General features: G+C 37.8%; 15 protein-coding genes. 2 read left to right on the top strand and 13 right to left on the bottom strand.

Translation table 11 applies throughout. The features are described from left to right. Positions 1-3 precede the first annotated feature (3 nt). A complete protein-coding gene (locus tag JW962_02825) occupies positions 4-450 on the top strand; it encodes a hypothetical protein (protein MBN1374241.1) in 447 nt (148 codons plus the stop codon). Here the strand turns inward: JW962_02825 and pheT are convergent. The 10 genes from pheT to JW962_02875 form a co-directional block, all read right to left on the bottom strand. Further along, entirely contained in the window at positions 447-2,942 is a 2,496-nt protein-coding gene (gene pheT, locus JW962_02830) for a phenylalanine--tRNA ligase subunit beta (GenBank protein MBN1374242.1), read from the bottom strand. The genes JW962_02825 and pheT overlap by 4 nt on opposite strands. 146 nt (positions 2,943-3,088) lie before the next feature. Then, on the bottom strand, positions 3,089-5,005 hold the full coding sequence (locus tag JW962_02835) for a hypothetical protein (protein MBN1374243.1): 1,917 nt from the start codon (positions 5,003-5,005) through the stop codon (positions 3,089-3,091). A gap of 18 nt (positions 5,006-5,023) precedes the next feature. Next, positions 5,024-5,551 carry a sigma-70 family RNA polymerase sigma factor gene (locus tag JW962_02840; GenBank protein ID MBN1374244.1) on the bottom strand — a complete coding sequence of 176 codons (528 nt, stop codon included), beginning with the start codon at positions 5,549-5,551 and terminating at the stop codon, positions 5,024-5,026. Between the two features lie 14 nt (positions 5,552-5,565). Then, complete coding sequence (locus tag JW962_02845; GenBank protein MBN1374245.1) at positions 5,566-7,479, bottom strand: hypothetical protein; 1,914 nt, start codon at positions 7,477-7,479, stop codon at positions 5,566-5,568. 86 nt (positions 7,480-7,565) lie between these two features. Continuing rightward, positions 7,566-8,804: a polysaccharide deacetylase family protein gene (locus tag JW962_02850; protein ID MBN1374246.1), complete on the bottom strand. Its 1,239-nt coding sequence runs from the start codon at positions 8,802-8,804 to the stop codon at positions 7,566-7,568. A gap of 24 nt (positions 8,805-8,828) precedes the next feature. After that, positions 8,829-10,088, bottom strand: a complete 1,260-nt coding sequence (locus tag JW962_02855; GenBank protein ID MBN1374247.1) for a hypothetical protein — start codon at positions 10,086-10,088, stop codon at positions 8,829-8,831. Further along, on the bottom strand, positions 10,069-10,335 hold the full coding sequence (locus tag JW962_02860; GenBank protein MBN1374248.1) for a thioredoxin family protein: 267 nt from the start codon (positions 10,333-10,335) through the stop codon (positions 10,069-10,071). The genes JW962_02855 and JW962_02860 overlap by 20 nt, the downstream gene beginning before the upstream one ends. Positions 10,336-10,337: 2 nt before the next feature. Beyond that, positions 10,338-10,613 carry a helix-turn-helix transcriptional regulator gene (locus JW962_02865; GenBank protein ID MBN1374249.1) on the bottom strand — a complete coding sequence of 92 codons (276 nt, stop codon included), beginning with the start codon at positions 10,611-10,613 and terminating at the stop codon, positions 10,338-10,340. A gap of 93 nt (positions 10,614-10,706) precedes the next feature. Further along, positions 10,707-10,985, bottom strand: a complete 279-nt coding sequence (locus JW962_02870) for a DUF134 domain-containing protein (GenBank protein MBN1374250.1) — start codon at positions 10,983-10,985, stop codon at positions 10,707-10,709. A 74-nt stretch (positions 10,986-11,059) separates the two neighbouring features. Beyond that, entirely contained in the window at positions 11,060-11,326 is a 267-nt protein-coding gene (locus tag JW962_02875; GenBank protein MBN1374251.1) for a DUF5320 family protein, read from the bottom strand. 124 nt (positions 11,327-11,450) lie between these two features. Here JW962_02875 and JW962_02880 point away from each other — a divergent pair, with 124 nt between their 5' ends. Beyond that, positions 11,451-12,590, top strand: coding sequence for a DUF3810 family protein (locus JW962_02880; GenBank protein ID MBN1374252.1), 1,140 nt, complete (start codon positions 11,451-11,453; stop codon positions 12,588-12,590). A gap of 22 nt (positions 12,591-12,612) precedes the next feature. On the opposite strand, the gene JW962_02885 is transcribed toward JW962_02880, so the two are convergent. From JW962_02885 to JW962_02895, 3 genes are read right to left on the bottom strand one after another with little or no spacing between them, the layout of a single operon-like run. Then, positions 12,613-14,391, bottom strand: coding sequence for a M3 family oligoendopeptidase (locus JW962_02885; GenBank protein ID MBN1374253.1), 1,779 nt, complete (start codon positions 14,389-14,391; stop codon positions 12,613-12,615). Next, a complete protein-coding gene (locus JW962_02890) occupies positions 14,391-15,647 on the bottom strand; it encodes a nucleotidyl transferase AbiEii/AbiGii toxin family protein (protein ID MBN1374254.1) in 1,257 nt (418 codons plus the stop codon). Before JW962_02890 ends, JW962_02885 begins: the two co-directional genes overlap by 1 nt. Then, a complete protein-coding gene (locus tag JW962_02895; protein ID MBN1374255.1) occupies positions 15,647-16,255 on the bottom strand; it encodes a hypothetical protein in 609 nt (202 codons plus the stop codon). Before JW962_02895 ends, JW962_02890 begins: the two co-directional genes overlap by 1 nt. Positions 16,256-16,264 lie beyond the last annotated feature (9 nt).

Below are 16,264 nucleotides of genomic sequence, written 5' to 3' on the forward strand. Positions count from 1 at the left end.
AGAATGAAAAAAGGTTTAATTATTGCAATAATCGCAGCAATTGGGCTATTTGTTCTACTTGGTTGTGGGCTTTGTGGCGGCGGTATTTACTGGTTTATGAATTCTATGAAAAAGGAAGCAGCCGAGGTTCGAAGTGGAGTTTTGTATGATGTGTGCGTAATTTTGCATGAAGAAGATTTTGAGAAAGAAGAGAGTGATTATTTTACAGATGACTTTATAGAAAAGGCAGATTCGCATCCTGAAGAAGTTGTTGATGACTTATATGATTTGTTCCCGGAGGATTTCGATTGTGAAGATTTAACAGAAACGGGAATTAGCGATGTTTTCAGAGGTTCTGTCAGGGTTTCAATAGAAAACGATAAGAAAACGGTTATTCTCAAACTAAATGGCAAGGAAGTTACTGTTGTATCTGAAGACGGCGACGACTTTAAAATTGACGATATTGATTAGGCTTTTACCCGGCCTTCTGTTTTATCTCGCACATTTCTTTCTAACTGCTTTCGGGCTATATCAACCTCTTCGTTTGTAATTTGGGAATCGGCTTTGTTAAAGTAAATTCGAATTGTAACCTGCTTTGTTTCGTCCGATTTGTTTTCTTGATAAATATCTACCGGCTCTATCTTTTCCATAAACTCTGCCCCCCTTGAAGTTAAAACTGCATTTATAATGCCTTCGTAGGTGACATCTTTATCCACAATAAAACAAATATCTTGAATTACAGAAGGAAAATTGCTTGGCTCTCTGTAGTTGCTTATTCCTGTTAATGCCTTTGGAATACTATCTAAAAGAACCTCTACGCCGCTTGTATAGGCGGGAACCCGCATGTTCTCTATAACTGTTGGGTGAAATGCACCGACGATTCCGATTGGAATACGTTTTTTGTTTGCATGCTCGTCAATTAACTCGACAATTGCTGACTGGCCCTTATGAAACATTGGAGTTATAAGTCTAAGCCAAGCCGGCATTGGGTTTATATATTTTGTTAAAAGTGTGTATCGGATAGTTCCTTTCTTAATTCCAAGCGTTTTAAATACCAGTTCCAGGTATAACTTTGAGTGGTAATAGGCTGAAGTTTTAGATGTTGAAACAGGATTTGTATAGACAAAGCTTAACTTATGATATTCAGTTGGAAGTTTATCAGGACCAAGATCAGCTTTAATATGAGTAACGCCATGTTCATAAAGCATGAATGGTTCTGATGTTTGTGCGGTATTTTCAGCCACCTTTTCCAAAAGATTTGGAAGAATAGTGCATCGCATGTAAGAAAGTTCCGGTGATAATGGATTTTGGATGTGGTAGCAGTCTTTTGTTGATAAAGTACATTTGGTATACAGTTCGTCACCGATAAATGAAAAAGTCATGATTTCATTTCCGCCGGATGCCGTTAGTGTATGTCGTAGATTTTGCTCCCTTGTAATAGCGTGGACTTGGTGAGTGGGTTTCCCTGTGTGTGTTGGAACTGTTGGGACAATTTTATTGTATCCATATAATCTTGCAACTTCTTCAAGAATATCCTCCGCATTGCAGAGATCGTAGCGGAACGTTGGAATTGTAAGGGAAATTGTGTTTGCTTTAAGTATCGGGTTTAGTTCAAGTCTGGAAAGATAAGTCACAATCTGATTTGTAGGTAGCTCTTTTTCGGAGACCCCGATGCGTGTTCTTAGGTAATCTGTTGTTACTTCGATGTGTTGTTTTTTTCGTGGGTATGGATATGCATCTTTAATGTTAGATGTAATTTTTGCGCTTGCAAGTTCTACCAGCAATTTTGACACCATAAGTAGTGCTGTAATTGTTTGCTCGGGATCTTGTCCTTTTCCGAATCGTGTCACGGCATCGGTAAAGAGTCCAAGTTTCATTGAGGTCTTTCGGATGTTGTATAAATCAAAGTTTGCTGATTCTATAATTACTTTTGTTGTGGAATCTGAGATCCCGCTTTCTTTTCCACCTATAACTCCCCCAATCCCCAATGCACCGCCGTCATCGGCAATTACGACGGTTTCGGAATCAAGCTCGTAAACTTTGTTATCCAGCGTTAAGAGTTTTTCGCTTCTTTGAGCGACTCTTGCCGTTACTGTACCGTTTACCTTGTCGTAATCGAATGCATGAAGTGGCTGTGAAGTCAAAAGCATTACATAGTTTGTAATGTCGACAACATTGTTCACGCTTTGAATGTCGTGTTTCTGTAGAAATATTTTTAGCCACAGAGGGGATTCTTGTACATTTACATTTCCTAAGCTTATTGCACTATATCTTTTGGTAAACATGTGATCCTTTGGATTTTTAATTGCAACGTTAAAAGGGTTCTCGTCTTCGTCAATGTTAGAAACTTTGGGTGAAAGCCAATCAGGAGTGTTAAGGTCTAGGTTAAAAGCAGCTGAGATCTCTCTTGCTATTCCATAAATTCCAAAACAATCGGGTCTATGAGTTAAGGCTTTATTTTCTACTGTAATAATTGTGTCATCAAGAGCCAAAGCCTTTGTTAGTTTATCACCGGGAGTTAAATCAACCGGAAGTACAAGAATCCTTGAATGGTCGTCTCCAAATCCAAGTTCTTTTTCGGAGAGTAACATTCCGTTAGACTCTACTCCGCCCAATGGTCGCTTAGCAATTGTTTCATGCTTTCGATCAGGGTATGGGTTTACGGGGGTTAAAAATCCCGGCGATATATAGGCAATTTTGTCACCTACTTTTATATTGTTAGCACCTGCGCATACCTGTACATTTGTGTTTCCAAGGTTTATTTTACAAACAAATAGTTTTTCGGATTTTGGATGTGGTTTGATTTCTCGTACCTCGCCAACAAAAATACCTTTATACTTTTCGGAAAGTTTTTGGATGTCTTCAATCTCCGCAATGGCACTTGAAAAGGTGCTTACAAATTGCTCAAAGGGAATGCTTTTTACGTCGACAAACTGTTGCAGTGTATTAAGCGAGAGCTTCATTGTAAGAACCTGTTTAAATAAAGTTGAGATAATATTAACACAAATTAATTAAGGGTGGTATTCGTTTAAATGGATTCAGTCAACTGTGCCGGGGTCCCTATTCTGGGACCCCGGCAGTATTTACAGAGGTTACCCTTTAAAAGGTTTTACTGTCTTTTGGCCTCATCCGGTATGTCTTCTTCATATACTGCCCAGCTTGAGGTAGTAAGCTCAAGGATTTTTGCCCTGCCGGTAGTATTTAGCGTTGAGTAGGAAGTAAATGCAGGATATACAAATGTTTCTGCATCAAAGTTGTCATCACTGTAATTATCAGCAGAAATTATATGCAGTGCATTCTTATACCTAAACATAATCATAACTGCTTTGTAAGTTTTTGTGGTAGATTCTTTTACAGGATCATTACCTTCAGTTTCGCTGTCTGCCGATACGGTTTCGGTGATTTCATAATAAGTTTGCTCGGAGACATAAACGTTTGCGGCTACACTAGTGCCATCTATGGTTAAGGTTTTTGTACCGGTTTTGGTAAATCCGTTTTCGGCTTTTGCTGAGCCGTCGGTTTCTTCTGTTGAGGTTCTAACTAAACCAGTAGAATCAAGAATCTGTTCTTCTCTAACACTGTTATCATATGTGGCAATGGAGATATTTGTTCCGTCCCGGCTGGTTGTCTCGTTGTAATCCCCCGATGCTATTGCCGAAACGTAATCGGGCTGATACCAAGACGAATACAATTCGCAACTTTGGTTATACATTGCTCGACCTATTTCGGTGTCCGGATAAAGGGCACGGTCGCAGTAATCAGGATAATCCTGCTCTTCCTCGTACGAAAGATAAAATCCGTTCGTTACGTACCCGTTTGGAACAATTATAGAAAAATTGTTAGCAGCTAAAAATGCGTTAACCTCAGTTTCATCAATTCCGCTAGTGTACTCATAAACATATTCATGTATCGAAACGTTTAAATAATCGTTTGCGAATTTGGAAGAAACTGTATCCCATGCTATGTCTGACTGATTCTCTTGAGCGTAAATTGTTGTTGAAATAAGATTTGATGTAGCTACGGAGTCAAGATACATCTCCTCTTTATATATTTCGTAGGTCTGCTCATTTATCCATTGTCTTGTATAGACGGTTTTAGAATTTGAATCGGATCCACAATAAAAATCGTCCCATTTAAACTCGATTACTACGTAGTTCTGGTCATTGATAGTCTCATATGCAACAGCCTTTACATCGGTTCCGAAATATGAGTCGATAAAGGACTCTGGTTCATCTGTCGAAGTATTTTCGGAATCTAGGGGTTTAGTAGATTCATTATCTATGGTATTGCCCATATCAAGATCTTGTAACGGTTCTGCAGGCTCCACTCCTAAAAGTCTATCGCTATAATCGTAAGTCTCTCTTATTGCATAGTTTCCTCCAAAATATGTGAAATTGCTTGATTCGTCGGACTGATAATATGCAATTAGTTCGCCATCCCCCGTTTTAGTAACAGTTTTGCTTTTGTACCCACTGTCGTCCCAGAATGAATAAGTCTCGGTTATTGTCTTTTCCCCTGGATAGTAAACATAAACAGGACAGCTATCGGATTTAGGACCCCTTTCGGTGGTGATAATATCGTGTGAATAGTTAAAATTGATATAAGTTGAATTATCATACCAGCCATAACCTGCGGCTAGGTCTGCAGACTCTTCGTTTGTGGATTTTAATCCGGTTGCGAGTGCTTGCGTCCCGCCTTGCCTGCTCAGGTTATTGTTTTTTATTGCTCCTCGCAGAAGTGCCTGCAAATCAATATTTGCCAGTGGATCTGTGGGCTTTGGCCATAGTGCCTTGTAGGTGAAGAATCCACCTACCAGAACAATCACTGAGGCCACCCCAATGATTGCGTACTTTAGAGATTTTTTCATGATCTCTCCTAAACTAAAATTAAATATGCCTGCTTTTTTAAGGAAACTTTGTTTTAGCGAATTGGAAAAATTAGAATCCGGTGTGCTAGAGCCTGCAGGGTTTTCTAAAAAACTTAGCACCTCCTGCTCTTCTTTTTCAAACTCTCTTTCTTTTTCCATAAAAAATAAAACAGGTTATTAATTTATAAGTGCATCCGGGGGTACACTCGGTTGCATGGCTATCATCAGTCTTAACGATTTTATAGCTCGTTTCATTGTTGTTTTTACATAATTGTTGTCTTTACAAATCTTTTCGCAAATCTCTTTTGTTTTTAGTTTTTGTAAAAGCCGAAGTTTTGCAATTTGTCTTTGTTTTTCGGGAAGCCGATCGATAAACGTTTCTATTTGGCTTTGTGTATAACCGTTGCTTTCTATTCTATATGTTGTTTGCTCGATTTCCTCGTATATTTCGAGTCTCTCAATCTCAAGTGGAATCTCGTGACCCTTTTGTTTTAGATAGCTGATAAAAATATGTTTTGCAATTCCGTAAAGGTAGCCTACGGGGTTTTCTATTGTTGTTTTGGATCTTGAATTTTCGGCAAACGCTAGAAAGGTTTGGCTTGTAAGTTCTTCCGAGACAGCTTGTGATAGTGTGCGTGAATAAAAGAATCGGTAGATTTTGACGATGTTTTCGTTGTAGAGTGTTTCGAGTTGTGTCTTATCCATGTTGATTTTAGTGTTTATGACCAGTCCCATTCTTTCTTTTTTCCTTGTCTTCTGTTGAAAGGGTTTAGGTATGCTAGAAAGTTAAATAGGGTTTCTCTAACTTGGGGAATAAGTAGTAGTGAACTTCCTGCAGCGATAGCTGCAACTGGAACCCCGACTTTGTAAAGTGTCTCTTCCGGGATACTGGTTTTCTCTGAAATATTGGAGACAAGGGTTGTTACAGGTGATTGTTCTGAACTGGTTATTGAATCATCTGGACTTACTGTTTCACTGGTTGTAGCTTCTGGTGTGGTGTCAGTGCTTGTATTACTTGTTGAATTGTTTTCGGGTGTAGTTTGAGCCGGATCTTCTGGTTCTTCGTTGCCCTCATTTGGGGTCTGTGGCTCTTGCTGAGGTGGACTTTGAGGTGCAACATAATATTCAAAGGCGCCAATATCATAACCATTAAATTGAGGCCTTGTTACTCCATCGTAGTCATTTGTGATACTAGAAATTGTTAATCCCGCATCTATTGCCGGTGAAGTTGACTGTAGGTGGAAGTTGTTTGTAGAAATGAAAAGTGGGTTAATCTTCATCTTGTCTGTTGGTTGCAGAATATATCCATAGACTTTGGGGGTGCTTCCGTCGGAATTCCAAAATAAATTGTTTCCATAAGTCCCACAGCTGCCTATGTTGTGAAGGTGTGTTGATGATGAGTGAGTGTGGTAATCTACCATAATGTTGTTGTAGATCTGAAAATCACGTACGTCTATTGCTGCTTCGCAATCGTTCACGTTGGAATCTGCTTCCCAGTCGTTTAGGTTGATTGCAGTTGGCCAGGTGTCAGATACAAATCCCAGGTCCCCTTTAAAGGTGTTGTTATAGATTTTTAGACCAATTAAGTTTTTTCCTCCGCCTCCAGTGCATATGCCCACATGAGACATTATTATATTGTTGCGGATTGTTAGGTTTTCACATTGGTTGGAATCATTTTGCCCCTCTAGCATAAACCCTGTCACAGATATTCCTGGGACTGGCCTCTCCAAGACGCCTGTTGTGGTATTTCCCATGAAAATGTAGTTGCCCTCAATGATGGTGTTCTTGGCTGCGCCTCCCCATTGTGGGTCCTGTCCATATGTTTGGAATGCGTCCATATGTGGGGTTCCAGCTTGAAGATCTACTCTGAGGTCGTGTATATAATTGCCACGATATGTGTTTCCAGTGCCTGTAAATTCAATACCATTAACGTCTTGTAATTCTGTACATGGACTCATCTGATCTACAATATAACCAATATCATTATCCTCTATGAGATTATTTGTTCCACTGCAAACAATTCCATTGTTGTATGTGTATCGAATCGTGTTATTTCTGACGATTGATCCATTGGAGACTCCCCTTACCAGTATTCCTTGTCTCGGGCTATTTTCTACTAGGTTGTTTTCTGCAATGTTGTAATCGCCGATTATTTGAATTGCCCCTTTATATTGGCAATCCGTTGGCGTTACGGTAAATCCCTTTAATGTAATATAACTTCCGCTTAACTCTAGGGTTTTTGTGTATACCGCTCCACTTGCTTGTACTGTAATCCGACTAACATTAGTTCCAGAATTTGAAATCACTACATCTTCGTTATATGTTCCGGCAAGAACAGTAAGTGTATCTCCCGCTCCAAGCACGGTTGCACCTTTTTGAATTGTTCGAAAAGCACAAGGTTGGCCGGTTCCACTACCTGGGTAGTTGGCCGCTGATAGTCCCGTACGGCCCGTATCGCTTCCTCCTGTAGACACATAAATCGTTTCGGCGGCTGATGTTCCTAATACCTGTTGCGTCTGGGAGTTTTTCCATGGATGAGAATAAATAAAGCAGCCTGATGCAACGAATATTAGGGTAACAAACGTGAAATAGGTTAATAATATCAAAACTCCGGACAAACTGTTCTTTTTCATACTTCTACGTTAACATGTGTAAAAGTGTGTGTAAAGTCCTGAAGTAAAGAATTATTTATGACCTGTCCGTTGGTAGAACGGCTCTACTAAAGATCCAAAACTGTTTTAAGCTGTGCTTCTATGTCACTGTTAAATCCGGAAAAGGCTTTTCCATCGACAAAAATAAATGGATAATATCCGTAGGTTGTTGATACACCTTCACTTTCCGGATATTCGGATTTGTATGTACCAAGTACGCTTGAAAAATCGCTATCGGTTGTAAGATGCTCTTCGTAGGAAAGGTTATATTCATCAAGAAATGCCAGCAAATCAACGCACATGGGCCCTGTGTTGTTGTGGAAAATAACAATTTCTTGCTGATTTATTTTGCCATTGCCGCCGTCTGACTCATTAAGATCATCAACCTTACATGGGTTTACAACATCCTGCTCATCTTCGTAAGGAATTGCCGGTCTAATTTTCTCAGGTGTGTAAGGTGCATTTATGTTTATAGGAATCTGCCACATAGGAAGTACTTTGTCGACTGTTCCAAGTGTATCTAAATCAACCCAGTCAACGTTGTAGTTATCCCAAAAGTTATGCCACATATTGTTCCAGCGGGCCTTTTGTCCTCCAATGTATGTGTGTGAAACCCCAATAAATTTTTCTTCTGTAATTGCGCGCTCAAACTCAGTTGTCATATCTTCGGGACTTCCGTTTCGCTCATAAAAGCTGTAATCACAGAAACTTCCATATTTAAATTCGGGAACGTCGATATTTGAAACCGAAATTATTTTTACGTTGTATTCTTCGGGTTTGTAGACAGTGGTTGCAAGCTCTGTTGTTCCACGGGCAGTTATATATTCAATCCCAAGCTCATCAGCAATTTTTACTGTATTTTCGTCGGATGCCATGTAACGTGAGCTGATTATTCGCACTTTTATGTTAAGCATTGACTCTATTCTTGTTACCATGTCTGTGATAACTTCGTACTGCTCGTCATATGTCATTTCCCAATATGGTTTGGGATCATATGATGCGGCAATTTCTATTACACCTGTTTTTAGAATCTCACGGATTGTTTCCTGGTTTGCTTGAACGAAATCGGCATTAACCATTAGTATCCCTTTAACATTTCTTTCTTTCATGTCGGAAACCATATTTACAAGACCGTCGGTGTTACGGAACTCGATTAGAAGCATCATTGCTTTTGGAACTGTTTCCTCTGCGGGTGTTTCCTCTTTGGGTGTTGGGCATGCGTATTTTTGCACCAAAAAGAATTCCCCCACAAGCAGAGCTCCAAGCACAAAGAGAGCCCCGATTAAGATTGGTAATTTCTTACTCATAATTTATATAAAAAATTTAGATAATTACCCGAACATTAGTATTTCGGGTTTTACTATTAAGATGATTCCAATAATTAATATAACGATTCCTCCAATCAGGCTTGACCACTTTGTGTATTTCTTTGCTATTCCCGTGACTTCAAAAGTTTTAATAGCAACAAAGAAAACGATTAAATCATCAAGCATAAAGACTAACACATATAAAATCAGGTAGAGGTAATATTGAATTGGAGTTAGTTTAATTGTTGACAGTAGATTTGTATAAATGGCTGGTAGCCCTGCAGAACAAGCTAATTCAATAAGGTTTACCGATATGGCCAAAGTGATGATTCCTACCATTGCAAGCAAAAAGCTTCTTTCGGCTATAATTTTTTTTATTTTGTCAATAATGCCTTTTCGTTGAGTTTCGTTTGTTGCACGACAACCGCCCTTTGAAGACAATGCACTTTTGATGTGTAGAATTCCACTTACAATTGCGACAATTCCTATTATTATCTTTATTTGAGAAACATAGCCGATTAGATCAAAGACCTTAAACCATGCAAGTAAAAATAAAAAGTATACGAGACCTGATACAAAGATAAACGTAGACCCAAGTAGATACAGTTTTTTCTTATCTTTCATGTTAATAAGCATGGTGATAAGAAATATAAGAATCCACATTGCACAAGGGTTAAATCCATCGACTAGTGCAATAAGTATTGTTGCAACCGGAAGTGAAATATCTTTTAGATTTACTTTGCCAAAGATATAGGTGTTCAAATAGATTGGCGATGTGCTCTCTGTATTTGATCCACTTTGAATTTTAGCATTGGGATCGGACCCATTTGGTGTGGTTTCTCCTAACAGCAATTCCGAAAGATTGTCTTTACAACCGTCTTGTATACACCTGTCAATCTCGGCTTTTATATCAGCCCCGGTGGTATTGTCGCTTTCATAGCCTACGAAATACTTTTCCCCTATTACAAGAAAAGGAACACCTGCAACCTCGATATCTAAGTAATCGATAACATCTAGAAACGTATTGCTATCTTCTTTTTCGTAGTAAATTTCGTATTCATAAATTGTAATTTGGTCGGGGTAATCTTCCCTGAGATCTTTTAGAAATTGCCTTTCTTTTGCACAGTGCGGACAGCCAAGTCCATAGAACAGATAAATATTTATGGGTTCAGCCTGGGCATAGACTAACCGTGTAAATCCTGCAAAAATAGCAATAAAAAAAACAAGAACTAATGCGATCTTATTAAATATGTTTAGGTTTGGTTTAACTGTCTTTATATTCATTAATGATTTTTATTAGGTTTTTCTTTTCGATTTCACCGTATTCACGATGAATTTCAGTACCATTCTTGTCAAGAAAAATGAAACAAGGAAATTCGGTTATATCATACTTTTTTACAAGATCGGCGTTCTCGTCGACATCATAATATTCGGTTTTAAGCCACTTTAGTTCGCTCTCAATCTGTTGCCAAATCGGCTTCATAATAAGGCATCCCGAACACCAGATTGCGCCAAATTTTAGTACTTTCATATTTAGTTGTTGATAATAGTTAATAATTCAAGGACGATGTCCCTTTTGGATTCAATTAGTTTGTAAATTATGTGTTGTCCGTTTCTGATGGTTTTAACATATTTTAAATCAAGCAGTGTTTTTAGATGATGAGAGATAAGGCTATGTTTTAGGTTTAATTTCTTTACCATTTGACAAACGCAGGTATCTTTCTGTGAAAGTAGAGTCAGAATTTTTATTCTGTTAAGTACTAAAAGTTTGCGTAGGGTTTCTATTTTTTTGTTGGTTGAAACATTCATTAATAAAGATTGCAATCATTTCAATGTATATTGAAATATATAACAAAGTTTAAGCTGAGTCAAGTCAGGTGAAGAAGTGAAATCGTGTAGACTTTACTGAGGTTGCTGAATATTTATAGCCATTCCTTCTATCAAAGCCTTTGTAATCTTTTCAAGCGCGGTGGTAATATCACGCTGATACTGGCTTTGAGAAATCCCCATTTTTTCTGCGGCTTCGTCTTGATCGAGCTTTTCAATATAACGTAAGCGGATAGTCTCGAGTTCCTCATGGGTTATTGTTACTTCTTGTAATTGTTGCAAACGGATTCCTCTAGGTTTAAAGTAAATGTCATTAAATCGAAACCCCAAGTGTCGTCTGAATCGATGTCTCATTTTGGTCTGTGTTAATAAATAAGCTAGTGGGATAACATGGGTTAACAGAAAATGCTACCCCACACACTTTTAAGTTAGAGGCAGAAGATACCACGCATGGCTGTTCCACACTTCGGGCACTTTTTTTGTGTACAAGGAGTACCTCTTACATGTGGTTCTTTATATCCACACTTCGGACATGTGCACTCTTTTGTTCCACCTAAACCCCTACCAACGCCGGTTTTTGCTCTTCCTAAACCTCTACCTCGTCCGGCTCCTCTGCCGGCTCCACGACCAACGCCGCGACCTGCACCAGTAACTGGACCTTGCCCCATAGGGCCTGTTCCGTCTAGATTTGGCATAATTATGTTAAATAAATTTATATATGGGTGATTACCCACTTGTATGATAACATACATTGCCAAATGGGTCAATACCCATTTGGTTGCTCTGGAAGTCAAACGACAACCCATGCTATAATATAGCATGGCAAAGATATCTTTTGAAGGTTCACAAGCAATGCAAGCTGAGGGTATAGATGTTCCTTATTTGCTACATGAATGCCAACAGTTGGTTAATGCCGATGAAGCATTAAGACGAACTAAATTTGTTCAAGGAGCTGCTGATGGATATTTTGAACATATTGGGAGACATATAATATCCCTAACTTCTTGGGTTACTGACCACATCCCATTTGCTATAAGTGATATTGCATTGGCTCCACAACCAATTGCAAAGGAACTGTTAGCTATTTTTGTTGTTGCTGGTATTATTGGAATACTCTCAAGTGATGTTTCTGCTACTCAAAAAACAGCAGAGCTGGTCGACACGGTCAAAGGTATGTTTATTGGAACCGGTACAGGCTTTCTGATATTCATGCTTACGTATGGGTATAGATATTTTAGGACACCTTTAGAACAAAAGCTTGGAATTGTTAAGGAGCCCTTTGATGTTACAGAGGAAACAGCGTTTGTGATTTCGAAACTAAATGAGCTTTCTGAAAGCCGTAAACTTGAAAGAGACGAGCAAATTGCAGAGGCACATAAGGCTGTAAAAGAATTCTTTGAGAATTACTATCCTCCTGTTAGAACAGCGCATAGAGTTAAAAAGTCGTTGTTTTCCAAAATGCTTTTAAAAACCATGGGATTTTTAGGGATATGTAATCCTTTTATCCAAGAAATTATTTCAACAATCGAAGTGATACCGGAATTATATGCTCATGAGTTTGCTCATGCGAATGGAGCTGCTCCAGAACCATCAGCACAGATTGCCGGTGTTATTGCCCAGATAAGCTCAGAAGATCCATCGGTTCAATATCAAGGTTATTCTGCCTGGTTGTATCAGCTTATATCACACTTAATTTCAGAAAATAAATTCGAGGAGATACTTAAAAAGCTTTGTTCTGCATGGCTTAATGAAAGGTCGCTTGAAGAATGTAAAGAACGTTGGAACACGCTTGAAGAAGTATATAATGCCGATAACTGGTGTAGAAGAAAAGAAAGATGGTATCGTGAATTGTTATTAAAACTCACAGGACAAGAAGGAGTTAATGTAGCCTATGTTGATGCTCCGCTTGCTCTTCTTGCCAACTGGCGAAAGCAGCAGGCCAATGCTACAGCGAGCTAAATCTACTGCGGGCTAACGCTAACTAAATGCTTTTCAACATATCATCAATTCTATTTAGACCCTTTTCCCAAAACTCTTTTTTGGTAATGTCGATTCCGAGTTCCAGAAAAATCTCCTTTGGTGACTTAGAAAGTCCAGTGCTTAAAAATGTTTTTACCTTTGAAATTGTCTTTGGGTCTTTTTGTACCATTGCTTGCAATGCCTTTGAGATAAGTAGGCCGCTGGCATATGAATAAACGTAAAATGGGGATCTAATGTGAGACCAATGAACCCACCAATTTTCAGAACCTTTGTCGGCTGAAACCGCTGGTCCCATATATGCTTGCATGTGAGTTTTAAACATAGCTGATATTTCTTTTGCGCTTAAATACATTTGTTTACGAAATGTTGCATGCAGTTCTTTTTCGAAATTATAAAGCGCAACCTGTCTAAAAATTGTTGAAACGTCGTTGCCTAGCTTGTCCATAAGCAAAAGCCTTTTCGTGGAATCGGAGATGGATTTATTTAAGTTTTCAAAAACGAAATCCTCAAAAAATGTACTTGCAACTTCTGCAGTGCTTGTAGGTGTTCCGTAGTTTAATATGTCTTGATGTTTTGCGATTAGTTCATTATTTATTCCGTGGCCTAATTCATGTGCGATTGTTAGAATGTCTGATTCGTTTCCAGAGTAGTTTAGAAGAATGTAAGTTGGATATTTTGGCTTAACTGCGGCACAGTATGCCCCACCCGATTTACCTTTTTGTGGGAATACGTCGAATCTTCTTTGAGAAAAAAAGTTCTTTGCAAGCTCACCCAGTTCAGGATCAAGTGAAGTATATGTTGATAGTACAATTTTTTGAGCCTGAGAAAATTCATATTTTAGGGACTTGGGATTTAAGGGGAATGTTCGCTCATGATATTTTAGCCTTTTTTTGCCCAGTATTCTGGCACGGGCTTTGTAGTATCGTTTTGAAAGGTCGAATCGCTTGGTTACTGCACTTACCATTGCATCAACGACACTTGTGTCTATGTCGTCCGATATATGACGGGCTTCGTCAGGGCGAATGTGTCCTCGCAATTTGTCGGAAACTCTTTTAAATTCCAGAATAGAGTTAAGCTCTTCTGTTGCAATTTCACGCTTTTCGTATACTATTTTATGAATTATTTTTGCGCTGCTGTCGCGCAATTTTGAATCACGGCTCGATAGATTTTCAATTATTTGATTAAATGGTTGTTTCTTTTTTATGCCTTTGGTTGTTGTTACGTATCCTTCGGTTTTGTTTACCTGTTCCTCTAAAAACTGTGTCCAATTTGAATACGCAGGTTTGCTTAAAAGTGAAAATAAGTTCTCTTCCTTTTCGGAAAGCAGGTATTTTCCTTCAATGAATAATCTTTTTAGCATGTGCGAGTACTTTTGTAATGGTTTGTAGGCTAGCATTTTAGGCTGCAGGTTTTTTGGAATTTTTGATATTTTGAGAGTAAAAAAGGTAAGACTGTTTGAAAGCTCCGTTGCTGTTTGATTTATGTTGTTGAATTGTTTTTTTATTGTTATATCTTGGGCATTTTGATCACGTCTTAAGTAGTAGTAAAACCAAGCTTTGTCTATTGAATGATTGCTGTTTGCAAGGATTTCATAATCTAGTAGTGCTTTGTGTAGTGCCTTGGGATCTTTTAAATATGCTTTTGCGGTTTTATATTTTTTTACAAAGTCGGAGATCTCTTTTTTTGAGATTTTTACATCTTTTTCTATTTGTGGGTCGGAATCGCTTTTATATAAAAGGCTTAAGTCCCACGTGTAGTTTTTTGCTGGTTGTACAATCACTATAAAAGCTCTTCAAATTGAATTTTTTTAAGGAGATTTCTGTCTAGAATAATATGCTCTTTGGGATCAAATTTATCAGTTGTTACTCGAACTAGTCGAGTTTTGTATTTTTCTTTGTATAGAATTTTGTTATTTCTTTTTATAAAGTCATTTATTTTGTTATAGAATAATCCTATATATTCATAATCCAGACTATTTAAATCAGCTGATGCGTTTATAAGCGGTTCAATTTCTTTTACTCGATTTCCCTCTTCTATTTTGACATCTGAGAAGTCAAACCAATAACTACTTAGTGCTACAACAAATCTGATCGAAGTGTCGTTCTCGCTATTAAAAATATAAGTTATCTCCCTAGTCTCAGTTTGCAGATAGGTTTTTAAATATAGCTGGTCAAAACTTGTAACCTTGTAAACTTTGTATGAATTTATGAGTGTAAGAAATGTCGGTCTCCAATTTTCAATCCATAAGTCATAGTTTGTTCTGTCGTAGAAGAATTGGGCAAGGTCCTTTTCAAAAAGATTGTCGTCAAGATTAGCAACTCTTAGTTTAAGCTTATCAAGTAAGTCTTTCAGTGTTTCATATTTCTCTTTATTCAGCTTAAAATATTCAATATCAGGGTATGTATTACGCTTTAAATACCAGATGAGATCGTAGATATCTCTTGGCTTGCAATTTGTTTTTTCTTCACCAATTCCTCGATCATTTCTGTTTATTACCGCAAGTATTTTACTGGACATAAGCGTGGAAATAGGATAAGTTTTTATTGTATAAGTTAAGTTATCATGAACAATCGGAATTGTTTCTGTAATTAATTTGTTGGCTTCGGGAAAGTAATTAATATCAAACCTAATTTTCAATTTTGACCACGAAACGTTGATGCCAAGTGCTTCAATAATATCAAGACCGATCATAAGTGTACTTGTTTTTATACCTTCTTTGATAGATATGTCCACTGTTTGTAAATATCGGTTTTTAAAATGTGAAATTAAGGAGGTTCTAAGTGCTGGTAAGTCTAGTTCTTCAGCGGTTTGGAAATCAAGGTCCTCTGACATTCTTGGCAATTCATAACCTATCCGTAAAAGGGATCCGCCATACATTATCAGTTTTGAGTATGGTGCGCTGTTGAATATATAGTTTAGAATGTAATGCTGCAGCTCTTCTTTTATTGCGTTTATTATAATGATATCGGTATGTCCGGCTTCTTTAAGAGTAGCTACTTTTTCTTTAAGCTTTTTTACAAGGATAGATTCGCTCATTATATTGATTTAATAAGTTCAAATAAGGCATGGCGCTCTATTTTATCTAGTATACCTATATCGAGACGGTACTCTTCGGTTGCATTAATAAGTTTTGTTTTGTTTCTCAAGGTATCGATTGGTATTCGATAATATAAGTAATCAAATATGGCTTTGTAAGGGCTTGCAATGCTTATTTTAAATTCTTTATTTAATATTATGAATCCATTAAACAGTTGAGCTTTTATGCTTTTGTAGTGGAAAATTCCGATCCTATTTGTAAACTTACGTGTTGCTTTTGGGGTAACAGATGTTATAACTGAGGATATTCCCTCTGTAAGAATTCCATAGTATGATAGTGCGCTTTCCATTGATATGTAGGATGGTTCAACCAACTTATTTCCTACCATATAGCTGTACATTAGATTTGATTTGTGTGCGTCAAAGTATTTTTTTGTCGTATAAAAATTACGCTTTAGGCTTAAGATCTCTTTGTTTTTTATGCTTCGCTGGATATAGGTATTTATGGTTGTGGTGGGAATTGATAAGCGATCTGCAGAGACTAAAAGACTCTCTTTTGTGAAATACGGTGAATTTTCAAACTGTGAAAAAAAGGACAGCCTTTTCATTTACGTTTT

The organism is Candidatus Dojkabacteria bacterium (assembly GCA_016927995.1).
Classification (GTDB): domain Bacteria; phylum Patescibacteriota; class Dojkabacteria; order JAFGLO01; family JAFGLO01; genus JAFGLO01.